This window comes from Nocardia neocaledoniensis (genome assembly GCF_029868625.1).
Taxonomy (GTDB): domain Bacteria; phylum Actinomycetota; class Actinomycetes; order Mycobacteriales; family Mycobacteriaceae; genus Nocardia; species Nocardia neocaledoniensis_A.
The window spans coordinates 1-21468 of the sequence record NZ_JARWOJ010000046.1; the positions used below are offsets into that span (position 1 = coordinate 1).

21 protein-coding genes are annotated in these 21468 nt (G+C 71.4%); 9 read left to right on the top strand and 12 right to left on the bottom strand.

What is annotated here, in order from left to right; translation table 11 throughout:
* On the bottom strand, positions 1-241 hold a 241-nt coding region (locus QH270_RS02320), incomplete at its 3' end, for a hypothetical protein (RefSeq protein ID WP_280338661.1).
* 142 nt (positions 242-383) lie between these two features.
* On the opposite strand from QH270_RS02320, the gene rplU reads away from it, so the two are divergent.
* The 4 genes from rplU to proB all read left to right on the top strand — a co-directional run bounded on the left by rplU (position 384) and on the right by proB (position 3805).
* Positions 384-695, top strand: a complete 312-nt coding sequence (rplU, locus tag QH270_RS02325) for a 50S ribosomal protein L21 (RefSeq protein WP_110039506.1) — start codon at positions 384-386, stop codon at positions 693-695.
* Positions 696-713: 18 nt separating this feature from the next.
* The gene (gene rpmA, locus QH270_RS02330) at positions 714-980 is read left to right on the top strand and encodes a 50S ribosomal protein L27 (protein WP_022567181.1); all 267 of its coding nucleotides are present in this window, start codon (positions 714-716) and stop codon (positions 978-980) included.
* 121 nt (positions 981-1101) lie between these two features.
* On the top strand, positions 1102-2556 hold the full coding sequence (gene obgE / locus QH270_RS02335) for a GTPase ObgE (RefSeq protein WP_280338662.1): 1455 nt from the start codon (positions 1102-1104) through the stop codon (positions 2554-2556).
* Positions 2557-2683: 127 nt separating this feature from the next.
* Entirely contained in the window at positions 2684-3805 is a 1122-nt protein-coding gene (gene proB / locus QH270_RS02340) for a glutamate 5-kinase (protein ID WP_280338663.1), read from the top strand.
* 31 nt (positions 3806-3836) lie between these two features.
* Here the strand turns inward: proB and QH270_RS02345 are convergent, their stop codons facing one another.
* The 4 genes from QH270_RS02345 to QH270_RS02360 all read right to left on the bottom strand — a co-directional run bounded on the left by QH270_RS02345 (position 3837) and on the right by QH270_RS02360 (position 6950).
* Positions 3837-4076, bottom strand: a complete 240-nt coding sequence (locus tag QH270_RS02345) for a hypothetical protein (RefSeq protein WP_280338664.1) — start codon at positions 4074-4076, stop codon at positions 3837-3839.
* A 223-nt stretch (positions 4077-4299) separates the two neighbouring features.
* On the bottom strand, positions 4300-5808 hold the full coding sequence (locus QH270_RS02350; protein WP_280338665.1) for a hypothetical protein: 1509 nt from the start codon (positions 5806-5808) through the stop codon (positions 4300-4302).
* The gene (locus QH270_RS02355) at positions 5805-6179 is read right to left on the bottom strand and encodes a hypothetical protein (protein ID WP_280338666.1); all 375 of its coding nucleotides are present in this window, start codon (positions 6177-6179) and stop codon (positions 5805-5807) included. Before QH270_RS02355 ends, QH270_RS02350 begins: the two co-directional genes overlap by 4 nt.
* A gap of 36 nt (positions 6180-6215) precedes the next feature.
* Complete coding sequence (locus tag QH270_RS02360) at positions 6216-6950, bottom strand: ESX secretion-associated protein EspG (RefSeq protein ID WP_280338667.1); 735 nt, start codon at positions 6948-6950, stop codon at positions 6216-6218.
* Between the two features lie 177 nt (positions 6951-7127).
* On the opposite strand from QH270_RS02360, the gene QH270_RS02365 reads away from it, so the two are divergent.
* Genes QH270_RS02365 through QH270_RS02375 form a run of 3 tightly spaced genes read left to right on the top strand, consistent with a single transcriptional unit; the run spans position 7128 to position 11013 of the window.
* Positions 7128-7412 carry a hypothetical protein gene (locus QH270_RS02365; RefSeq protein WP_280338668.1) on the top strand — a complete coding sequence of 95 codons (285 nt, stop codon included), beginning with the start codon at positions 7128-7130 and terminating at the stop codon, positions 7410-7412.
* A gap of 5 nt (positions 7413-7417) precedes the next feature.
* Positions 7418-8218 carry a DUF5602 domain-containing protein gene (locus tag QH270_RS02370; RefSeq protein WP_280338669.1) on the top strand — a complete coding sequence of 267 codons (801 nt, stop codon included), beginning with the start codon at positions 7418-7420 and terminating at the stop codon, positions 8216-8218.
* Between the two features lie 53 nt (positions 8219-8271).
* Positions 8272-11013, top strand: a complete 2742-nt coding sequence (locus tag QH270_RS02375) for an ATP-binding protein (protein ID WP_280338670.1) — start codon at positions 8272-8274, stop codon at positions 11011-11013.
* Here QH270_RS02375 and QH270_RS02380 read toward each other — a convergent pair.
* From QH270_RS02380 to QH270_RS02400, 5 genes are all read right to left on the bottom strand, one after another.
* A complete protein-coding gene (locus QH270_RS02380; RefSeq protein ID WP_280338671.1) occupies positions 11007-11957 on the bottom strand; it encodes a D-isomer specific 2-hydroxyacid dehydrogenase family protein in 951 nt (316 codons plus the stop codon). The two genes, QH270_RS02375 and QH270_RS02380, sit on opposite strands and share 7 nt — an antisense overlap.
* A gap of 110 nt (positions 11958-12067) precedes the next feature.
* Positions 12068-13027: a non-homologous end-joining DNA ligase gene (gene ligD, locus QH270_RS02385; RefSeq protein WP_280338672.1), complete on the bottom strand. Its 960-nt coding sequence runs from the start codon at positions 13025-13027 to the stop codon at positions 12068-12070.
* Positions 13028-13091: 64 nt separating this feature from the next.
* Positions 13092-13481, bottom strand: a complete 390-nt coding sequence (locus QH270_RS02390) for a hypothetical protein (RefSeq protein WP_280338673.1) — start codon at positions 13479-13481, stop codon at positions 13092-13094.
* A gap of 62 nt (positions 13482-13543) precedes the next feature.
* Complete coding sequence (locus tag QH270_RS02395) at positions 13544-14644, bottom strand: methyltransferase (protein ID WP_280338674.1); 1101 nt, start codon at positions 14642-14644, stop codon at positions 13544-13546.
* A gap of 199 nt (positions 14645-14843) precedes the next feature.
* Positions 14844-16967 (bottom strand): RecQ family ATP-dependent DNA helicase, encoded by a 2124-nt coding sequence (locus QH270_RS02400; protein ID WP_280338675.1) that lies wholly within the window; start codon positions 16965-16967, stop codon positions 14844-14846.
* Positions 16968-17104: 137 nt separating this feature from the next.
* Between QH270_RS02400 and QH270_RS02405 the strand changes: the two genes are divergently transcribed.
* Complete coding sequence (locus tag QH270_RS02405) at positions 17105-17587, top strand: hypothetical protein (RefSeq protein ID WP_280338676.1); 483 nt, start codon at positions 17105-17107, stop codon at positions 17585-17587.
* Between the two features lies 1 nt (position 17588).
* Here QH270_RS02405 and QH270_RS02410 read toward each other — a convergent pair whose 3' ends face one another.
* Positions 17589-18800 (bottom strand): RtcB family protein, encoded by a 1212-nt coding sequence (locus tag QH270_RS02410; RefSeq protein ID WP_280338677.1) that lies wholly within the window; start codon positions 18798-18800, stop codon positions 17589-17591.
* Positions 18801-19022: 222 nt separating this feature from the next.
* On the bottom strand, positions 19023-19898 hold the full coding sequence (locus QH270_RS02415) for a ribokinase (protein WP_280338678.1): 876 nt from the start codon (positions 19896-19898) through the stop codon (positions 19023-19025).
* A 302-nt stretch (positions 19899-20200) separates the two neighbouring features.
* Between QH270_RS02415 and QH270_RS02420 the strand changes: the two genes are divergently transcribed.
* Positions 20201-21466, top strand: coding sequence for a glutamate-5-semialdehyde dehydrogenase (locus QH270_RS02420; RefSeq protein ID WP_280338679.1), 1266 nt, complete (start codon positions 20201-20203; stop codon positions 21464-21466).
* Positions 21467-21468: the final 2 nt, after the last annotated feature.

The following is a 21468-nucleotide window of genomic DNA, read 5'->3' on the forward strand; positions in this document are numbered from 1 at the left end:
CCCCCCCCCCCCCCCCCCCCCCCCACCCGGGGGCCCGCGGCGGCCTGCCCCCCCCCCCGCTCTCGGGGGGGCCCCCGGCCCCCCCGGCCCCCCCCCCCCCCCCCCCCCCCCCCCCCGGCGCGGGGGGGGGGCGCGCCCCCCCCCCCCCCCCCCCCCCCCCGATTCCGGCCTGACCGGCCGAATTGGGGGACAGGGTACGGTTCTGGTAACCTAGGTCGGTCGCTGCCCAGCGATTGGGCACCTGGCTGACCAGCCGGGTGATACCGCAGGCAAGTGACCGTTGCCCTTCCCGCCTTGTAGGCGAGGATGAGCCCCAGCCAAGAACCGCGTCGCGGCTGCGACGTGAAACGAGCACGACCAACGTGAGTGGAGGAAGCCGACCGATGGCAGCGTACGCAATCGTCAAGACCGGCGGAAAGCAGTACAAGGTCGCGGTCGGTGACCTGGTGAAGGTCGAGAAGATCGAGGGTGAGCCCGGCACCGCCGTGGCCCTGACCCCGGTTCTCGTCGTCGACGGCGCCGATCTGACCACCGACGCCGACAAGCTGGCCAAGATCTCCGTGGCCGCCGAGGTCGTCGACCAGACCAAGGGCCCGAAGATCCGGATCCACAAGTTCAAGAACAAGACCGGCTACCACAAGCGCCAGGGTCACCGTCAGCCGCTGACGGTCATCAAGGTCACCGGCATCAAGTAAGCGCGAGGAGACGAAGCAATGGCACATAAGAAGGGCGCATCCAGCTCCCGGAACGGTCGTGATTCGAACGCCCAGCGCCTCGGCGTGAAGCGCTTCGGCGGCCAGAAGGTCAGCGCGGGCGAGATCCTCGTCCGTCAGCGTGGAACCCACTTCCACCCCGGCGTGAACGTCGGTCGTGGCGGCGACGACACCCTGTTCGCCCTCGCGGCGGGCGCGGTCGAGTTCGGCACCAAGCGTGGCCGCAAGACCGTCAACATCGTCGTCCCGGAGCCGGCCCAGGCCTGACCGCCTGGAGCGTCAGCTCCCCACGGACACCGGAGCGGGTCAGGGTTCATTCCCTGACCCGCTCCGTCGTGTTCGCCCACCCTTACCGCAATCGACCAGTCAGAAGGAGGAGGATCAACCCATGTCCAAATTCATCGACCGCGTCGTGCTGCATGTTCGTGCCGGTAGAGGTGGACACGGTTGCGCCTCGGTGCATCGTGAGAAGTTCAAGCCGCTCGGCGGCCCGGACGGCGGCAACGGCGGCAACGGCGGTGACGTGATCCTCGAGGTCGACGCCAACGTCCACACCCTGCTCGACTTCCATTTCCATCCGCACGCCAAGGCGGGCAACGGCAAGCCGGGCGAGGGCGGCAACCGCGACGGCAAGATGGGGACCGATCTGGTGCTCAAGGTGCCCGACGGCACCGTGGTGGTCGGCAAGGACGGCGAGATCGTCGTCGACCTGGTCGGCGCGGGCAACCGGTTCGTCGTCGCCAAGGGCGGCCGCGGTGGCCTCGGCAACGCCTCGCTGGCGTCCAAGGCGCGCAAGGCGCCCGGTTTCGCGCTGCTCGGGGAAGAGGGCGAAGAGCTCGACCTGGTCCTGGAGCTGAAGTCGGTCGCCGACGTCGGCCTGGTCGGGTTCCCGTCGGCGGGCAAGTCCTCGCTGGTCTCCGTGCTCTCCGCCGCGAAGCCGAAGATCGCCGACTACCCGTTCACCACGCTCGTCCCGAACCTGGGCGTCGTGGCCAGCGGCGACACCACCTTCACCGTCGCCGACGTGCCCGGCCTGATCCCCGGCGCCAGCGACGGCCGCGGTCTCGGCCTCGACTTCCTGCGCCATCTCGAGCGCTGCGCGGTGCTCGCCCACGTGGTCGACTGCGCCACCCTGGAACCCGGCCGCGATCCGGTCTCCGATGTCGACGCGCTCGAAGCCGAACTGGCCGCCTACAAGCCGGCGCTCGCCGGTGACGCGAGCCTCGGCGACCTGGCCGACCGCCCGCGCGTGGTCATCCTCAACAAGACCGACGTCCCCGACGCCGCCGAACTCGCCGAGATGGTGACGCCCGAGTTCACCGAACGCGGTTGGCCGGTCTTCGAGATCTCCGCGGTCAGCCGGGCCGGTCTGCGCCCGCTGACCTTCGCGCTGGCCGACATGGTCCGCCAGTATCGCGAAGATCACCCGAAGGCCGCCCCCAAGCGGCCGGTTATCCGCCCGATCGCGACCGACGAGTCCGGTTTCAGCGTGATCGCCGATCCGCAGGAGCCTGGTGGCTTCATCGTGCGCGGCACCCGGCCGGAACGCTGGGTGCGCCAGACCCAGTTCGACAACGACGAGGCCGTGGGCTACCTGGCCGACCGGCTGGCCCGCCTCGGTGTCGAAGCCGAGCTGGTCAAGCAGGGCGCCGAGCCGGGCTGCTCGGTGACCATCGGTGATGTGTCGTTCGAGTGGGAGCCGCAGGTCGCCGCCGGTGTCGACATCGTGCCGACCGGCCGAGGTACCGACGTGCGACTGGAGAACAACGAGCGGGTCGGCGCGGCCGAGCGCAAGCACGCCTCGCGGGCGCGGCGCGGACTGCTCGACGAGAACGAGAAGTAGGGGTCCGGCCGCGCCGGCGCCGGTCGAAAACCGGTGTCGGCGGCGGTCGTTCGATCGGCATACTGCGGTGAGTCCCCGGCGTGAGCCGGGCGGAATCGATGGCGATCGCGGTGCAGGGAGTAAGCAGATGCAGGTGAGTGCGGGTTCGCAGCTCAGTGAGGCGCGGCAGGCCATCGTGTCGGCGCGCGCCGTGGTGGTCAAGATCGGGTCCTCGGCGTTGACCAGCCTCGAGGGCGGTCTCGACACCGACCGGCTCGACCGGCTGGCCGACGCCGTCGAGGCGCGGATGCGCGCCGGGTCCGATGTGGTGGTCGTGTCCTCGGGTGCCATCGGCGCCGGGATCGCCCCGCTCGGCCTCTCCCGCAGGCCCAAGGATCTCGCCACCAAGCAGGCGGCCGCCAGCGTCGGACAGCTCGCGCTCGCGCACGCCTGGGGGACCTCGTTCGCCCGCTACGACCGCACCGTCGGCCAGGTCCTGCTCTCTGCCGACGATTTCGCGCGCCGCGAGCATCACCGCAACGCCCAGCGCACCCTCGACCGGCTGCGTTCGCTCGGCGCGATCGCCGTGGTCAACGAGAACGACACGGTCGCCACCGAGGAGATCCGGTTCGGCGACAACGACCGCCTCGCCGCCCTCGTCGCGCACCTGGTCGGCGCCGACGCGCTCATCCTGCTCTCCGATGTCGCCGGCCTCTACGACGGTGACCCGCGCAAGGGCGCCGCCAATTTCATCCCCGAGGTGCGCAGCAGCGCCGACCTCGACGGTGTGATCGCGGGCAGCGGCGGTGCGCTCGGCACCGGCGGCATGGCCTCGAAGCTTTCCGCCGCCCGCCTCGCCGCCGACGCGGGCATCCCGGTCCTGCTGGCCTCGGCCGCCGACGCCGCGACCGCCCTGGCCGACGGCACCGTCGGCACGGCCTTCGCCGCCCGCCCGGTTCGGCTGTCCGGCCGCAAGTTCTGGGTCCGCCACGCCGCCGACACCCGCGGCTCGGTCCTGCTCGACGCGGGCGCCGTCGCCGCCGTCGCGGCCCGCCGCTCCCTGCTCGCCGCCGGCATCACCGGCGTACGCGGCCGCTTCTTCGGCGGCGACGTCGTCGACCTGATCAGCCCCGACAACCGCGTCATCGCCCGCGGCGTCATCGAATACGACAGCACCGAACTGTCCACCATGCTCGGCCGCTCCACCACCGAACTCCCCGACACCATGCAGCGCCCGGTCATCCACGCCGACGACCTCGTCAAAGTCTGACCCCGCGTATCCGTTTGCGGGCCAGCGTCTCTCAGCAGGGTTGCAGGACGGAGAACAGAAAGCCGAGGAACCGCATCCCGGTGTCCTCGTCGTATCCGCCGGGAAAGGGTTCCCGGGCGCTGGGCAGTGCCGCCGACTCGCTGACGACACTGGTCCGGAGGCCTGCCGCGTAGGGCAGTCGGCGAACATTCTGTGAGGCAACGAGTTCGGTGCCCGCGCGCATCGCTGCCATCCAGGCCGAGGTCCCGCCCCGCACCGCGATCGCGGCCATGACCAGGTCGATGGCTTCGGTCCCGACATTCCGCAGCCAGTTCGTCAGTGCCTTGGCTCGGCGAGGTGGTTGTCACTGGGCTGATGCGGTCGACCGTGGCCGGAGGTGTGGCGGCGGGCCGTCGACCTTTGAGCCGCAGACTGGTTCGGGCGGGTCTGCGATGCCGCTGCTGATCCAGCTGAACCTGAGGACCTGCGCCGGCCCCGATATCGGGGACCGACGATCACCGTCGCGGCGGGATCACTCCTGGCTGGTCCTGGTCGATGGGTGGTGGCGGTGGCGCAGGGTTGGGGGCGTCCACGCCCGGGATCGGGCCGGTGACGCCCGGTTGGCCGCCGGGGTCGGACATGTCCGGGGTGCCGGGGAGGGGTGGTTGCTCCGGTGCGGGGGGTTCGGGGGCGGGTGGGGGTGCGGCCGGTTGTTCCGAGGTGGGGGCCGGTTGTGGTGGAGTGGGTTCGGGTGGGGCCGGGCTTTGTGGCTGTGGTGCCGGGGGATTCGCCGGCGTGGGCGCCTCGGAGGGTGCCTGCTGCGCTGTCGGAGGTGCGGGTTGTTCTGGCGGAGCTGATGGCTGTGGTTGCGGCGCAGGCTGATCCGACGGCGCCGGCTGTCCTGTCGACGGAGCGGGCTGTTCGGTGGGTGCCGGCTGTTCGGTCTGGGGCGCGGGCTGTTCCGTGGGTACCGGCTGCTCGCTTTGGGGCGCGGGCTGTTGTGTGGGCGCCGGCTGCTCGCTTTGGGGCGCGGGCTGTTCCGTGGGCGCTGGCTGTTGTGTGGGCGTCGGCTGTTCTGCCCGCGGCGCCGGCTGTTCAGTCGGCGCTGGCTGTTCGGATTGCGGTGCGGGCGCTGGCTGTTCAGTCGGCGGCGCGGGCGCTTCCGAGCTCGGCGCGGACGCTGTCGGTGGTGCCTGCTGCTCCGTGCTCGGGGGTGTCGGCGTGGTCGAGTCCTGCTGCGCCGGTGGCTGTTCCGGTGTGGTCGGCGGTGTGGACTCAGGGGGAGTGGGAGTCTGGCCAGAGGGGGCGGGCGTGGGGTTCTCGTCGGGAGATGTCGGCGACTGGGAACCGGGCTGACCTGTACCGGGCTCTGAGCTCTGGGGTGCGGGTGAATCACCTGGCGCGGTGGGCGAATCATTCTGCGGCGCACCCAGTTCCGGCGTAGGCGAGGATCCGTTGCGCGAACCGCCGGGCTCGATGGGCGTGTCGCCACCGGGCGCGGTCGGCAGCGCGGGCACGGCGGTCCCGGCCAGCGTGTAGGCGGGCTTGTAGATCATGTTCATCGCCAGCACGGCCTCCTGGCGCAGGGCCTCGGCCGCCATCTGGGCGTTGATCACGTGTGCCGCCTCGAGCAGCCGCGCGATGGTACCGATCGGCCCGGCGCCACCGGGCGCGGCGACCGCGAATTTCACCGCTTCGGCGGCCGCGGCGACAGCGCCGAGCCGGGCGCCGACTTCGCCGAACACCATGGCCAGTTCGTCCATGGAGTCCGCGAAACCGCGGGTGCTCGCGAACGCGGCGTCGGCGGCGGCGCCTTCCCAGCCCGCCTCCTCGATCACCCGATCGACGTTCGACCTCGTCAGCGGCATCGACGTGGTCAGCGCGGCGGCGGACTCCAGCCAGGCCATCGAGGCGCCGAGGATCTCGGCGGCGTCGATCTGCTGGGTGCGCGCGTAGATCTGTTCGTGCGGAATGGATTCGAAGTGCTCCATCGCACTGATGTAGGTGGGGTCGGTGCCACTCATCGGCGCATCCTCGTCTCGACGGCGCGCAGCGCGGCGGCCGCGGCGGCATCGGCCTCGTCGAGGAGGCCACCGCTGAGCAGGAACGCCTCCTTCATCCGGTAAGCGGCGGCGATGTAGTGATCGAGGAGGTCGGCGGCGTCACGCGCCTTGTGCGCGAACCCGGCCTGCAACTGTTGGGCGGATACGAAACCGCCGAAACCGCCTGCCTCGGAAGCGGATTCGAGACGCTGACGCAGCTGGGCGAGCTGATCGGCCTGCTGTTCGTAGAGGTCGGCGCACCGGCGCGCGGCCTCGGGTTCGAACTTCACCGTCCCCGCCGCCGCGGCGCTGCGGAACCGGGAGATCTCGGCTCTGCTGCTCTCGATCGTCATCGCGTCTCCCCTCCAGATCGTGCGTCGGACTCCAGGCTAGCCGGAGCGTCTCGTATGCGAACTGTGCGCGGGCGCGAGCTTGCGTTGCAGCTGCGCCGCGAGCTGGCCGGGCGCGGCGGGCACCACGTGCACCGTTTCGCCCGCCCGCAACAGATAGCGGCCGTCCCCTGCCACGTCGATCCAGCTGTAGTGCACCGGCGGCGCGGGGGCGGGCCGGTCCAGGCCCGTCTCGATGCGGATATGCCCTTCGGCGGTGTGCGGGCGGCGCAGCAGCCGCTGGATCCGGGGGACGGCGGGATGTGCCGCGATCACCGTCTCCTCGTCGCGCACGGCCTCGGCGTCGGCCTCGCGCGCCGGCTCGCGGCCGGGCGGGGTGTCGGGCAGGCAGGCGGCGATCCTGGCGCCGATGCCTGCGGTGTGGCCGATCGAAACCCGAACGCTGCCACCGTAGTCGGGGCGCGTGCCGGGTTCCTGGACGACGAGTACCGCGTGGTCGAACACCGAACAGGCGAGCAGCCGGATCTCGCTACCCGGCGTGTGCCCGCCGCCGACGAGCACGATCCTGGCGTGCGGGGCGGCCATGATCCGCAGGCAGGCGGCGAGGTCGGGGTCGCCGCCGCCGGGTAGTCGCTCGCGCAGCTGGGCGCGCAATCGGGCGGCGTCGTCCTCGGTGCGCGGTGATTCGAGCATCCGGATCGGGAACGGCATGCGGTCCTGGCCGGATTCCCGCCACACGTGCGCGAACTCGTCAGCGCTGAAGGTCCATCGCATTGCCGATCCCATCCTTACCGAGCCAGGACGTGGACAGCCTAACCGCCTGGTCGGATTCCGGCGCATCGATCACCCTTCCGGATGGAACCGCGATGAGTAGCGAGATGAGTATTTCGGCGGACGACCGACCGCGCCAGGGCTCCTACGTTCGGGACAGATCCGTCGAATGGAGGAGTCATGAGCTACGTCCAGATCACCGAGCACCCCGGTGTGGGGCTCGACCAGTACCGCACGGTGCACGATGCGCTGGGCCCCGAGCCCGTCGCGGGCTGCCTGTCGCATTACGTGGGTGACTGTGACGGCGCCCTGACCATCGTCGACGTGTGGGAGTCGCCCGACGCCGCCGACCGGTTCGCCGCCGAACGGCTCTTCCCCGCCTTCGACCGGGTCGGCATCCGGCCGGGGCCCGATGCCCGCGTGCGCGCCTTCGAGGCCGCCGTCCAGACCGCGGCCCAGGGGTGAGCACCATGCGCGCACGCAGCCTCACCACCGCACTGGCCGCCGTCCTCGTCCTCGCCACCGCCGCGGCCTGCGGCGACGACTCCGAGGCGAAGACGTATTTCGGCGACGAACGGGCGCTCGGCAACGGCCAGATCCGCACCTTCGTCACCACCGACGACTCCGGCACGCCGACCGAGGTCGGCCTGCGCATCCAGGAGTCGGCGCTGGAGGGCCTGCCGATGCCGGCCACCATGCCGGAGGGGCCGCCGCCGGCGAGCCCGCCGCTGGCCCTGCCGAAGGAAGCGTCGGGCACGGTGATCAACCACCTCACCTTCGACTGGGTGCCGCACGGCCATCCGCCGGTCGGCATGTTCGACAAGCCGCACTTCGACTCGCACTTCTACTTCGTCGACGCCGCCGCCGTGGCCGCCATCGACCCGAAGGACCCGCAGTTCCTCGCCAAGGCCGCGCACACACCGGACGCGAAGTACATGCCCGCGAACAACTCGACGTTGCCCGAACCGATCGAGATGCAGGCGGTGCCGTGGATGGGTGTGCACTGGGTCGACATGTCCAACCCGGTGACGCCGGGACAGTTCACCCAGACCCTGATCAACGGCGCGTGGGACGGCCAGTACATCTTCACCGAGCCGATGTTCACCAGGGAGTGGCTGCTGACCAAGCCCTCGTTCACCGGTGACATCCCGCAACCGCAGGCCTATCAGCACTCCACCCGGTACCCCACCACCTACTCGATCAGCTTCGACGACGCGGCGAAGGAGTATGTCGTCGCGGTCGGCGGACTCACCGAACGCACCGCCTCCTGACCCTTCTGTAAGCCCCTCACCTGCGAGTATGCTCGGATACTCGGAGGTGAGGCGTGATCACCGAGCTGATCGGACGCGAGTGGGAACTGGCCGATCTGCTGGCCCGGCTCGACGACGCCGTGCACGGCGCGCCGCAACTGGTGATCTGCACGGGCGAGGCGGGCGTCGGCAAGACCAGGCTCGTGGCCGAATTGGCCGGGCGCGCACGTGAGCGAGGGGTGCGCACCCTGTGGGCGCGCGCGCTGGAACTTCCCGATACGCCGCCGTTCTGGCTGTGGCGACAGGCGCTCGGCACCACCGCCCCGGCGCCGGGCGCCGACCGCGTCGCCCTGTTCGACGGGTTCGCGGCCGGCCTGGACGGCGCCGACGCGGGCGTGCTGCTGGTGATCGACGACATCCACTGGGCGGACGAGCCGTCGCTGCAAGCCCTGCTCTACGTCGTGCGCGCGTTGCGCGATCGCCGGGTGATGGTGTGCGTCACCGAACGCGACGACGCGGCGGGTGTCGGCTGGTCGACGATCAAGCCGGAGCTGGTCCGTGAGTCCATGGCCGCCTCCCTGATCCTGCGCGGTCTGTCGCCGGCGGAGTCGGCCAGGTGCCTGCACCTGGAGGCGGGCCGCGCCCTGCCCGACCAGCTGGCCGGCGATGCCTTCGACATGACCGGCGGCAACCCCTTCTACCTGCGCGAACTCGGCCGTTCCCTGCGCGGGTCCACCGACGACGCGCTGCGCCTGCCGACCAGCCTGCGCGAGGTGGTGCGCGGCCGGATGTCGCCGCGCTCGGCCCGCGCCCAGGAATTGCTGCGCGCGTCCTCGATCCTGGGGGAGCGGTTCGCCATCGCCGTCGCCGCCCGGCTGGTGGCCCGCTCGGCGGCGGAGTGTCTCGGCGCGGTCGACGAGGCGATCGAGGCGGGCCTGCTGGTGTGCGCCGACGAACCGGGCACGGTGCGATTCGCGCACGCCCTGGTCCGCGCGGCCCTGCTCGACGGCCTGTCACTGCAGCAGCGGGTGGTCCTGCACCAGCGGGCCGCGCTGGCCATCGAGGCGTTGTATCCCGATGCGGTGGAAGCGAATTCGGCCGCATTGGCCTGGCACTGGGCGAACGCGGCGGTGACCGGCGCGCACGAGCCCGCGGTCCGCTGGGCGCGGCGCGCGGCCGACGCGGCGCTGCGCGAGCTGGCCTTCGAGGAGGCGGTGCGCCTCTACGGGCTCGCCCTGACCCACGCCGCCGCCCTCGAACCGCTCGATCGGGGCAGGCTCCTGCTCCAGCGCGCCTCGGCCGCCGCCCGCGCCGGCGACCTCGCCACCGCGCGCGCCGACTGCTCGGCGGCGGAAGCGCTGGCGCGCAAGGCGGACGAGCCGGAATTGCAGGCCGAGGCCGCGCTGGTGCTCGAGCCGATCGGTGATCGCGGTTGGGACCGCGACATCGCCGACGCGTGCGCCGAGGCGCTCGCCGCCGACGACCTCCCCGAACCGCTCCGGGCGCGGTTGCTCGCCAGAGCGACCGAGGCCGCGATCTACCTCGGCAATCTGGACGGTGTCGACGAATCCAGCCGCGCGGCACTGGCATCCGCCGACCGCAGCGCCGATCCCGCCGTCCTCGCCGCCGCCCTGCGGGCCAGGCAGCTCGCGCGCAGCGGGCCCGACCACCGCGCCGAACACCACGACCTGGCCGCCAGGATGATCGCCGCGGGGGAACTCGCGCGCGACCCCGCGGTGGAGATGTGGGGCAGGCTGTGGCGCATCGATGCCCTCTGGGAGCAGGGCGACCTCGGAGCCATCACCGGCGAGTTGTCCTGTCTGGCGTGGTGCGCCGAACGCACCGGCGGCCCGATGGCCCGCTGGCATCTGCTCACCGCCGAAGCGGCGCTGGCCCAGGCGCGAGGCGAATTCGAACACGCCGTCGACCGGGCCGACCGGGCGCACGCGCTCGCGGCCACCCTCGGTCATCCCGCGGGCGCGGGCGCCTACCGGGCCCTGCGCGCCGTCGTCGGCCACCATCGCGGCCACCGCCCCGAAGCGCTGACGCCGCCGCGCGCGCCGTTGCGCGGCGAGGTCCGCAATCTGCTGTTCGCCGCGCTCGGCACGGCCTTCCCGATGGTCGACAGCGGGATGACGGTCGAAGCGGAACCGCTCTACCGCGGGCTCGGCCGACCCGAGAGATGGCCGATCCCACCGTATTTCCTGCTCAACGTGTTGGCGGTGGGCGGCGCCGTGGCCGCCGCGCTCGGCATCCTCGACGACGTGGCCTACTTCCGCAGGCGGCTGGGCCGCTATCGCGACGGCCACGTCACCGGCGGGGGTGGCAATGCCCACTACCTGGGTCCGGTCACCCTGTGGACGGGGAAATTCGCCGCCGCGCTGGATGATCCGGACGCCGCGCGGTCGGAGCTGCGCACCGCCGCCGACACGGCCCGCGCGATCGGCGCTCCCGGCTTCGCCGTCGAGGCCGATTGCGCGCTGGCCGAACTGCTCGTCGGTCACGGCGCCGTCGCCGAAGCGGTCGCCCTGGCCACCGACGCGCTCCCGGCCGCCGACACACTCGGCATGACGCCATGGGCCGATCGCCTGCGCGCCGTCGCCGCTCACGAGAAGGGTTGTGCAGCACTCACACCCAGGGAGCTCGAGGTAGCTGACCTGGTGGCGCGCGGCCTCACCAATCGCGAGATCGCGGCCGCGCTGGTGCTGTCGGAACGCACCGCGCAGAACCACGTCCAGCACATTCTCACCAAGCTCGGCTTCGCCACCCGCAGCCAGATCGCGTCCTGGGTCAGCCGGGGCCGGATCGCTCAGTAGCCGCGTTCGGGCTCGATGATCGCGTGCAGCGGCTCCCCGGCGACGAACCGCGCGACATTCGCGCCGACGTGATCGGCGAAGGCCGCCAACCGCAACTGCGGCGGATTCGAGTCGTGCGGGGTGATGATCGCGTTCGGCAACGTCCACAGCGGATGCCCGTCGGGCAGCGGTTCGGGGTCGGTCACGTCCAGGCCCGCGCCACCGATGACGCCCCGCGACAACGCGTCGACGAGCGCGTCGGTATCGATCAGGCTGCCGCGCGCCACATTGATCACCCACGACGAGGGCCGCAGCCGCGTCAGCTCGTCGGCCCCGATCAGATGCCGGGTCTCGGCGGTGGCGGGCGCCGCCACCACCACGTGATCGGTGTGCGACCACACCCGGCTCAACTGCTCGGCGGGCACCGTCTCGACCTCGGCGGGGATTCCGGCACCGGTCACCGGCCTGCCCGACCGGTTCACCGCGACCACGTGCGCGCCCAGCGGCGCCAGCATCGGGATCAGCGCGCGCCCGATGCCGCCCGCGCCGACGATGGTCACCGTCTTCCCGCGCAGCGACCCGACGTGCGGGAAGAACTCGCGCTGCTGCCACGAGGTCGCCCGCAGGTGTTCGGGCAGGTACCGCACGCCGGCCAGCAGCAGCATCAGCGCGTGCTCGGCGACGCTGTGCGCGAACGCGCCCGCGGCCGAGGTGAACAGCACGCCGGGATGGGCGGCGAACACGCCCGCGTCGAAGAAGTCCTCGATCCCGGCCGCCGGCAGCTGGACCCAGCGCACGGCGGCGGGCAATGCGGTGGGGAAGGCGTCCGGCGTTCCGGTCCAGATCAGCGCGTCGGCATCGGCGAGTTCGCCGACCTTCGCGCCTGCTCCGACGATCGCCTTCTCGAGTAGGCGGTGGGACGGCTGCTCGGGGCCGATCGCGATCGTCGTCGCGGATTCCTGCACGAGGACCTCCTGGGGTCGGCTGCTGCCCGGGCCGTACGGTGCGATCCGGTTCGGTGTCGGCGCCGCGGGTCACGCGGGTGCCGGACTCGATTCTTCCCTCTCGCTCCGACTCACTCGTCGTCGAGGTCGACCGTCTCGTCGATGCCGTGCCGATCGGCGAGCTCGAGCAGCGGCGCGAGGTCGTAGACCGCGTCGTCCATGTCGGCCTGGATGTCGCCGAGTTCGGCGTAGCGGGCGGGCACGGTCTCGATCGTGAAGTCGCGGGGATGGAGGTCGTCGATCTCGTCCCAGCGCACCGGGGTCGACACCGTCGCGGCCGGGTTGCCGCGCACGGAGTACGCCGCGGCGATGGTGTGGTCGCGGGCGTTCTGGTTGTAGTCGACGAACAGCTGGGCCGGGTCGCGGTCGCGGCGCCACCAGGCCGTCGTCACGTCCTCGGGCGCGCGGCGCTCGACCTCGCGCGCGAACGCCAGCGCGGCCCTGCGCACGTCCTTGAACCCGAATTCCGGCGCGATCCGCACATACACGTGCAGTCCCGACCCGCCGGAGGTCTTGGGCCAGCCGACCGCGCCCAGCTCGTCGAGGACCTCGTGCACCACCCCGGCGACCCGCTGTACCCGCGGCCACGGACAGTCCGGCATCGGATCGAGGTCGATCCGCCACTCGTCGGGCGACTCGGTGTCGGCGGCGCGCGAATTCCACGGATGGAACTCGACGGTCGACATCTGCACGGCCCAGATCACGTCGGCCAGCTCGCGCACGCACAGCTCGTCGGCGTGCCTGCCGTAGCGCGGGAAGTACACGCGCACCGTCGATATCCAGTCCGGCGCGCCGCCGGGCAGCCGCTTCTGATGCACCTTGCCGCCCGGCAGGCCCTTGGGAAACCGGTGCAGCATGCAGGGCCGGTCCCGCAGCGCGTTGACGATTCCGTCGCCCACGCTCAGGTAGTACCGCACCAGGTCGAGCTTGGTCGCACCGAGCTCGGGGAAGTACACCCGGTCCGGATTGCTGACCCGCACCGTGCGCTCACCCACCGGCAGTTCGACCGCCGGAGTCGCAGACTTGGCCACCCGCGCAACGATAGCCGAGCGGGCCCGCACGGACTCGACACCGTGCGGGCCCGCGGGGCGAAACCTAGAGCTCGTAGACCCCGAATGCCCGATTCTGGATGCACATCGGCATCACATGGACCTGCTCGGTCCACTCGAACTTGGCCGCCGCCTCGACGGTGCCGCGCTCGTCGACACACACGCTGGCGGTGCCGGGCATGGTCAGCGGGTTCAGCACCGCCAGCGGAATCCCGGCGTGGATGTTGCTGTAGAGGCCGCCGCTGAAGCACAGCGGCGTGACCGCGATGCCGCGACGCGCGCTCTCCCGATCGGCGGCGGCCTGGGCGCCCGGCACGCCGTTGCAGTCGAGCGGGTTCTCGTTCGAGGCCTGCGCGGGGGCGATGAGAAGGGTGAATCCGGCCGCACAGCCCGCGGCGACGGCCATCAGGGATCGAGCAAATGAGGTCCTGGTCATAGCCGCATTGAAACACTGGTCGCCGTACGGACACACAATCGCAATCGGCGTGTCGGGCGCGATCAGCGCGGGCGGGCCTCCAGCACACAGTCCGGTGCCGCGGTCGGCACCGTTCGCAGCAGCGTGAAACCGCCGCGCGCGAGCAGCTCGCGGAATTGCGCCTCGGTGCGTTCGTGGCCGCCGTCGGTGTTGACCAGCATCTCCAGGTCGATGAACTTGCCCGGGTGCGGACGTTGGTGATCGGGCAGCACCAGTTCGATCACCAGCAGTCGCGCGGTCGGGTCCATCGCGGCGTGGATCGTGCGCAGGATCTGCTCGGCCTTGGCGTCGGACCAGTCGTGCAGAATGTGCTTGAGCAGGTAGGCGTCCCCACCGGGCGGGACCTCCTCGAAGAACGACCCCGCCTGGGCCGCGCAGCGTCCCGTCAGCCCGTGCGCCGCGAGGTCGGTGTCGAGATTCGCGACCACGTCGGGCAGGTCGAACACGATGCCCTCGGCGTCCGGGAAGCGGCCGAGGATCTCCACCAGCAGGCTGCCGCGTCCACCGCCCACGTCCACCAGCGTGTCGAACCGGCCGAAATCGTAAGCGGCCAGCAGTGGTTCGATCGACAGGGTGCTCACGCTGGTCATCGCTCGGTCGAACAGGTCGCCGATCTCGCGGTGCGTGGCGGCGTATTCGAAGAAGCCGGCGCCGTCGAGCGCGGGGCCGACGGCTCGGCCGGTGCGCACCGCGTCGGTCAGATGGGTCCAGTGGTTGCGGTGATACGGCGAGCCGAAGAACAGCGATGTGTCGCGCAGGGTCACCGCGCCGTCGGAGCGCAGCGCCTCGCCCATCCGGGTGAGCCCGTAGGAACCGTCGCGGTGCTGGGCGAACACGCCGAAACTCACCAGCAGGCGCATCAGCCTGCGCACGCCGTCCTCGTCGGCGCCCACCGCCGCGGCCAGCGCGGTCGCGTCGCGCCGCCCGCGGGCCAGCTGGTCGGCGATGCCGAGTTCGGCCGCGGCGCTGATCGCCTGGGAGAGGAAGCCGGCGATCTGGAGTTCGAGCAGGGCGATATGACCGGGGACCAGTCGGCGATGGAGCGCCGCGAGAGTGTCGCGCACCCGTCCGATCGCTCGCAGAACCGGGGTGGGTGGTGGCTTCTTCGGTGCTGCGGATGTCATGACGACTCCATCGTCGGCCGGTTGACCTGCGCGTACGTCGCGAAGTTTACGGGAATCGCGCACTGCGGGACACCGAGATGGCGCGACTGCGTTCCCGTGTGTCCCTCGTGACTGCGCTGTGGAATTCCGCGTCGCTGCGGGCCCGCGGCATCGGCCGTCGCGCGGATCCTGGGCCGCGCGGGGTCAGGTCGGCGTGGGGTCAGGTCGGCGTGGCCAGGGCGAACGGCAGGACCGCGTCCGCTCCGCTGGTGCGCAGTGCGTGGGCGGCGACCGTCATGGTCCAGCCGGTGTCGGTGAGGGTGTCGACGAGCAGGATCGGCCCGCTGACGTTCGTGAGGTCGGGAACCTCCCACGAATCGAACAGTCCGGCCACCCGGTGCGCCGAATTGGCCGCCGAGACCGGCGGCCGGTCGGGGCGGCTGTGCAGGATGCCGAGGTTGTCCAGGCGCCCGACCTGGGCCAGGCGCGCGGCCAGACTCGCGGTCAGCTGGGGGTAGCGCGGCGATTCCAGCGCGAGCACCGAGGTGGGGCGGGTGGTCCAGTTCCAGTCGCGCAGCACCGCGACGCACGCGTCGAAGACCGCGTCGGGCACCGGGGCGTCGGGTCCGTCGAGCAGCGCGCGCAGGCGCTGGCCCCACCCGAGATCGGTGAGCCTGCCCAGCACGCGACCGGTCTCGGCACCGTCGGAGATCTTGCCGGACAGCGGGACTCCGAGTTTGGCCATACCCGTCGGCCACTGCTTGCGCGGCGCCAGATCGAGGCCGGGCCGATCGAGCCGGGCCCTGGTGGCGTCGACCGTGGCCGCATCGACGGTGGTGTCGGGGCTGGTGCCGGTGCAGTTGTCGCAGCGTCCGCAGTCGGGTGTCGCGGCGTCGAGGGCGCCGAGGCCGGGGTCGTCGAGCTGGCGGCGCAGGAAGGTCATCCGGCAGGCGGTGGTCGCCTGGTAGTCGATCATCGCCTGCTGTTCGGCCTCGCGGGCGGCGGCGAGGCGCTCATAGCGTTCGGTGTCGTAGGTCCACGGCTCGCCGGTGGACAGCCAGCCGCCACGGACCCGGCGCACCGCGCCGTCCACATCGAGCACCTTCAGCACCATCTCCAGCCGCGAGCGGTTCAGCTCGACGAGGGGCTCCAGCGCGATCGTCGACATCGGCCGATCGGTGTCGAGCGCGGCCAGCACCGCGCGCACGATGTGCTCGCGCGGAAACGCCACCGAGGCGAAATAGCTCCAGATCCGCGCGTCCTCGGCGCCGGGCAGCAACACCACCTCGGCACGCTCGGTGCCGCGGCCCGCGCGACCCACCTGCTGGTAGTAGGCGATGGGGGAGGAGGGCGCGCCCACATGCACGACGAATCCCAGATCGGGCTTGTCGAAGCCCATGCCCAGCGCCGAGGTCGCGATGAGCGCCTTGACCTCGTTGTTCAGCAGCGCCGCTTCCAGCATTTCGCGTTCGGCCGGGTCGGTCTGGCCGGTGTAGGCGGCGACGGTGTGTCCGTGGGTGTTCAGCACGTCGGCCAGGTCGTGCGCGGCGGCCACCGTGAGGCAGTAGATGATGCCCGACCCGGGCAGCCGGTCCAGCTGCCCGGCCAGCCAGGCCGTGCGCCGCACCGCGTCGTCGAAGCGCACCACCGACAGATGTAGCGACTGGCGGTCGAGCGTGCCGCGCAGCACCAGCGTGTCGGTGCCGATCTGCCCGGCCACATCGGTGACCACCCGGTCGTTGGCGGTGGCGGTGGTGGCCAGCACCGGGACATCGGAGCCGAGGTCGGCGATCAACGTGCGGATGCGCCGGTAGTCGGGCCGGAAATCGTGGCCCCAGTCCGATACGCAGTGAGCCTCGTCGATCACCACCAGTCCGGCGTCGGCGGCCAGCCGCGGCAGCACCTGATCACGGAAGTCCGGGTTGTTCAGCCGTTCCGGGCTCACCAGCAACACGTCGACAGCGCCGTCGGCCACCCGCTGATGGATCTCGTCCCACTCGGTGACATTGCCCGAGTTGATCGTGTCGGCGACGACCCCGGCTCGCTCGGCCGCCGCCACCTGGTTGCGCATCAGCGCCAGCAGGGGCGACACGATCACCGTGGGTCCCCGCCCCGCGCGCCGCAGCAGCTTCGCCGCGATGAAATACACGGCCGACTTACCCCAGCCGGTCCGCTGCACCACCAACGCTCGCCGCCGCTGCACCACGAGCGCCTCGATCGCGGTCCACTGGTCCGCACGGAGCCGCGCGGCGGGCCCGGCGAGTTCACGCAACAGCTCCTCGGCGCGTTCGCGCAGGTCAGGAGCCGTCAGGTCGAGCACGTCGTTCCCGGTAGCTGAGGTCATGGGAACCATCGTGCCCGATACCACCGACAAGCCGGTTCCCCGCCGAAACGCCTGGTCGCGCGCGATGCGCATTCGGTCGGCGAAAACCCCGGTGGGCGAGGACAATAGGGACCGGGTACCGACCGGAGGGGACCGTCATGGCCAACAGATTCGATCCGCCCGCGGGCTGGACTCCACCGGGATCGCAGTTCCAGACCAGTTCCACGGCCTCGCGCACGGTCGTCGGCGCCTTCCTCGGGCTGATCGTCACACCGATCGGGATCGCGCTCGCCGCGCACGGTGCCCTCGACACCAGCCGCTGGGTGATCCTCGGCGACGCCGCAGATCGCTTCGGCTCGGCCGCCCAGATCATCGGCGGCGGCCTGCTGCTCCTGCTGGTCAGCGCGCTGGCCGGGTTCACCCCGGTGGCGACGATCCTGGCCGGCCTGGTGTGGGGCGTGTTGCCCGGGCTGATCTACTTCGTGTCGCCGGAGAGCACCTGGCGGCTGGTGGGGGATCTGCCGCTGATGACCGACGAGCTGCACATCGCGCTCAACTCGTGGATCACCAGCGGCTTCACCTTCGTGCTCGGCCTGCTGCTCGTCGGCGCGGGTGTGGCGGGCAACCTGCGCCGACGGTGAGTCAGCCCTTCACACACAGCACCTGACGCAGCGTCGCGACCACGTCGACCAGGTCGGCCTGCGCCGCGATCACCTCGTCGATGTCCTTGTACGCGGCCGGGATCTCGTCGACCACGCCCGCGTCCTTGCGCGACTCCACGCCCTCGGTCTGCGCGACCAGATCGGCGACCGTGTACTGCTTCTTGGCCGCGGTCCGGCTCAGCCGGCGCCCCGCGCCGTGCGAGGCGGACTGGAACGAGGCCGGATTCCCCTTGCCACGCACCACGTACGACCGCGTCCCCATCGACCCGGGGATCAACGCGAGATCGCCCGCGCCGGCCCGGACCGCGCCCTTGCGGGTCACCAGCATCGGCACGCCGTCGATGACCTCTTCCGCCACGTAGTTGTGGTGGCACGAGATCGGCGCGTCGAAACTCACCTCCCGGTCGGCGAATTCGTCGCGCACGGCACGGCACACCAGCGACAGCATCACCGCCCGATTGCGCGCGGCGTACTCCTGTGCCCAGGTGAGGTCGCGCCGGTACGCCGCCATCTCCGGCGTCCCGGCGAGAAACACCGCCAGGTCGCGGTCCGGCAGCGACTGGTTGTGGGGCAATGTGCGCGCGATCGCCATGTGCCGCTCCGCCAGCTCCTTACCGATATTGCGCGACCCGGAGTGCAGCAGGATCCATACCGCGTCGTCCTGGTCCAGGCAGACTTCGATGAAGTGGTTGCCGCCGCCCAGCGAGCCGATCTGCTTGTGCGCCTTGGACTCCAGCGACGAGACACCGGGGTGCAGCTCGCCGAACTCGCGCCAGAACCGCTCCCAGCCCTTCGTCCGCGCCGACTGGCCGTGGGACCCGGCGTGCAGTGCCGTGACGTTCACGGCCTCCTTGTGCGCGTTGAACCCGACCGGCACGGCGCGTTCGATCCGCGACCGCAGCGAGCGCAGGTCGTCGGGCAGGTCGGCCGCCGTCAGGCCGGTCTTCACGCTCTCCATGCCGCAGCCGATGTCGACGCCGACCGCGGCGGGCGCGACCGCGTCGCGCATGGCGATGACCGACCCCACCGTCGCGCCTTTGCCGAGGTGCACATCGGGCATCACGCGCAGTCCGTGCACCCACTCCAGATCCGCGATGTTGCGGAGCTGGCGCAGCGCCGACTGCTCGATCTCGTGCTCTTCTGCCCACATGAGCGTCTGCGCCTTCGTACCGCGCAGCTCGACGGGAAACATGGTCGGTCCTTTCCTTGATGTACTACCCACGGTAGGGATCGCGACGGTGGCGGCGCACCTGAATTTCGGGCGCATCCGCCCACCTGTGTCGTGTCACGTCCGGTCAGCGTGCTGCTGGGACTCGACTCCTGCCGGACGTTCTTCCGCGCGGCCGAGGACGCCGCGGATGGTCGCCGGCGTGGATGTACGTTTTCGCGGTGGCGCGGTGAGGGGCTCGTGGGTTCAGTCCCGGGCGAGCGCGCGTTCGATCGTCGTCCGGTCGGGGATCGACGAACTCGCGCCGAGCCGGGTCGTGGCCACTGCGCCGGCGGTGTTCGCCCAGTTCACGGCGGTGTGTGGCCCTGCTGCCCAGGCGGCGACGAGGGCGCCGGTGAAGGCGTCGCCCGCGCCGGTGGTGTCCACGACGTCGACGCGACGGCCGGGGACGGCCAGCTCGGTCCCGTCCGGGGCGTGATACACCGCGCCCGCACCGCCCAGGGTGCGCACCACCTGCGGGACATCGCGCAGTTCGGCGGCATATCGTTCGGCCTCCAGCGAATTCACGATGGCCAGATCCACATCGGCCCACAGCTCGGCGGGCAGGGGCTGGACCGGGGAGGGATTGAGCGCGACTACCGTGCCCGACGCGCGAGCGTGCCGGGCGGCGGCGGAGACGGTGTCGAGGGGAATCTCCAACTGGCACAGCAGGATATCGGCCGTCGCGATGGCGGCGAGCTCGTCGCCGGTCAGATCGGTCACGCGGCCGTTGGCACCCGCGACGACGATGATGTTGTTCTCGCCGGTCGCGTCGACGACGATCGTCGCCACCCCGCTCGGGCCGTCGACGGTGCGCAGCAGGCCGGTGTCCACGCCGGATTCGGTGAGAGTCGACCGCAGTGTGGCGCCGAAGGCGTCGTCACCGACCGCGCCGAGGAAGCGCACCGTCGCGCCCGACCGGGCCGCGGCGATCGCCTGATTGGCGCCCTTGCCGCCGGGCACCGTCGCGAAGCCGGATCCGAGCACCGTTTCCCCGGGCTCCGGCCTGCGGTCGGTCGTGGTGACCAGGTCCATGTTGACGCTGCCCAGGACGACCACGGTCTGCTCGGGACGGGAATTCATGCCCCGAAACCTAGCGATCGCGAGGCCCCGCCGGCGAGACCCGCTCCGCCCGAGCCCCCGATTCGGTGTCGCCGTCGCACCGAGGCCGGGACGACAGCTGTCGCCGCGTCTCGTCCGGCGTGCCTCGTCGGTGCCCGTGTGCCTCGCCGCCTGCCGTCGCGATCATCATCCACGGGTGATCCGTGGACAATGATCCGCTGGCGCGAAACCTGTGGATAACCCGGTCCCGCCGCCGGTCGGAGGCGTATTCGGGGACGCGGGTGGCGTCGAGTGGCCGAGCCGGACTGCGTAGGCTGGTGCCCATGACGGTAGAAGTGACCCCCGAGCTCGACATCCGCGCAGCGGTGCACGACGCCGCCCGCAGGGCTCGCGTCGCGTCCCGCGTGCTGGCTCAGCTCACCACGGCGCAGAAGAACGACGCACTGCACGCGGCGGCCGACGCCCTGCTCGCCGCCGCCGACCGCGTGCTCGCGGCCAACGAGGCCGATATCGAGGCCGCGCGGGCCGCCGGCACCGAGGAGAACCTGCTCGACCGCCTGCGGTTGACCAAGGCCCGCGTCGACGGCATCGCATCCGGCCTGCGTCAGGTGGCCGGGCTGCCCGATCCGGTCGGCGTGGTCGTGCGCGGCTCCACGCTGCCCAACGGCCTCGAGATCCGCCAGACCCGGGTGCCGCTCGGTGTCGTCGGCATGGTGTACGAGGCGCGGCCCAACGTCACCGTCGACGCGTTCGGTCTGGCCCTGAAGTCGGGGAACGCCGCGCTGCTTCGCGGCTCCTCCTCGGCGGCGAACTCCAACGCCACCCTGGTCGAGGTACTGCGCGAAGCTCTTGTCGCCCAGGACATCCCGGCCGATGCGGTGCAGTTGCTGCCCAGTCACGACCGCTCCAGCGTCACCCACCTCATCCAGGCCCGCGGCCTGGTCGACGTCGTCATCCCGCGCGGTGGCGCCGGTCTGATCAACGCGGTCGTGCGCGATGCCCAGGTGCCCACCATCGAAACCGGCACCGGCAACTGCCACGTCTACGTGCATTCCGCCGCCGATCTCGACATGGCCGAGGCCATCGTGCTGAACGCCAAGACCCGTCGCCCCAGCGTGTGCAACGCCGCCGAGACCCTGCTGATCGACGCGGCCGTCGCCGACACCGCGCTGCCCCGGCTGAGCAAGGCGCTCACCGACGCCGGCGTCACCATCCACGGCAACCTGCCCGGCCAGGTACCGGCCACCGATGCCGACTGGGGCGAGGAGTACCTCACCATGGACATCGCGCTCGAGGTCGTCGACGGACTCGACGCGGCCGTCGAGCACATCAACACCTGGGGCACCGGCCACACCGAGGCCATCGTCACCGCCGATCTGGCCGCCGCCAGGGAGTTCACCACCCGCGTCGACGCGGCCGCGGTGATGGTGAACGCGTCCACCGCGTTCACCGACGGCGAGCAGTTCGGCTTCGGCGCCGAGATCGGCATCTCCACCCAGAAGCTGCACGCCCGCGGCCCGATGGCACTGCCCGAACTCACCTCCACCAAGTGGATCGTGTGGGGCGACGGCCAGACTCGGCCGGTGTGACG

Coding starts and splice junctions, on each gene's coding strand:
- rplU (WP_110039506.1), top strand. CDS start 384: ATGGCAGCGTACGCAATCGTCAAGACCGGCGGAAAGCAGTACAAGGTC.
- rpmA (WP_022567181.1), top strand. CDS start 714: ATGGCACATAAGAAGGGCGCATCCAGCTCCCGGAACGGTCGTGATTCG.
- obgE (WP_280338662.1), top strand. CDS start 1,102: ATGTCCAAATTCATCGACCGCGTCGTGCTGCATGTTCGTGCCGGTAGA.
- proB (WP_280338663.1), top strand. CDS start 2,684: ATGCAGGTGAGTGCGGGTTCGCAGCTCAGTGAGGCGCGGCAGGCCATC.
- QH270_RS02345 (WP_280338664.1), bottom strand. CDS start 4,076: ATGGCCGCGATCGCGGTGCGGGGCGGGACCTCGGCCTGGATGGCAGCG.
- QH270_RS02350 (WP_280338665.1), bottom strand. CDS start 5,808: ATGAGTGGCACCGACCCCACCTACATCAGTGCGATGGAGCACTTCGAA.
- QH270_RS02355 (WP_280338666.1), bottom strand. CDS start 6,179: ATGACGATCGAGAGCAGCAGAGCCGAGATCTCCCGGTTCCGCAGCGCC.
- QH270_RS02360 (WP_280338667.1), bottom strand. CDS start 6,950: ATGCGATGGACCTTCAGCGCTGACGAGTTCGCGCACGTGTGGCGGGAA.
- QH270_RS02365 (WP_280338668.1), top strand. CDS start 7,128: ATGAGCTACGTCCAGATCACCGAGCACCCCGGTGTGGGGCTCGACCAG.
- QH270_RS02370 (WP_280338669.1), top strand. CDS start 7,418: ATGCGCGCACGCAGCCTCACCACCGCACTGGCCGCCGTCCTCGTCCTC.
- QH270_RS02390 (WP_280338673.1), bottom strand. CDS start 13,481: ATGACCAGGACCTCATTTGCTCGATCCCTGATGGCCGTCGCCGCGGGC.
- QH270_RS02395 (WP_280338674.1), bottom strand. CDS start 14,644: ATGACATCCGCAGCACCGAAGAAGCCACCACCCACCCCGGTTCTGCGA.
- QH270_RS02400 (WP_280338675.1), bottom strand. CDS start 16,967: ATGACCTCAGCTACCGGGAACGACGTGCTCGACCTGACGGCTCCTGAC.
- QH270_RS02405 (WP_280338676.1), top strand. CDS start 17,105: ATGGCCAACAGATTCGATCCGCCCGCGGGCTGGACTCCACCGGGATCG.
- QH270_RS02410 (WP_280338677.1), bottom strand. CDS start 18,800: ATGTTTCCCGTCGAGCTGCGCGGTACGAAGGCGCAGACGCTCATGTGG.
- QH270_RS02415 (WP_280338678.1), bottom strand. CDS start 19,898: ATGAATTCCCGTCCCGAGCAGACCGTGGTCGTCCTGGGCAGCGTCAAC.
- QH270_RS02420 (WP_280338679.1), top strand. CDS start 20,201: ATGACGGTAGAAGTGACCCCCGAGCTCGACATCCGCGCAGCGGTGCAC.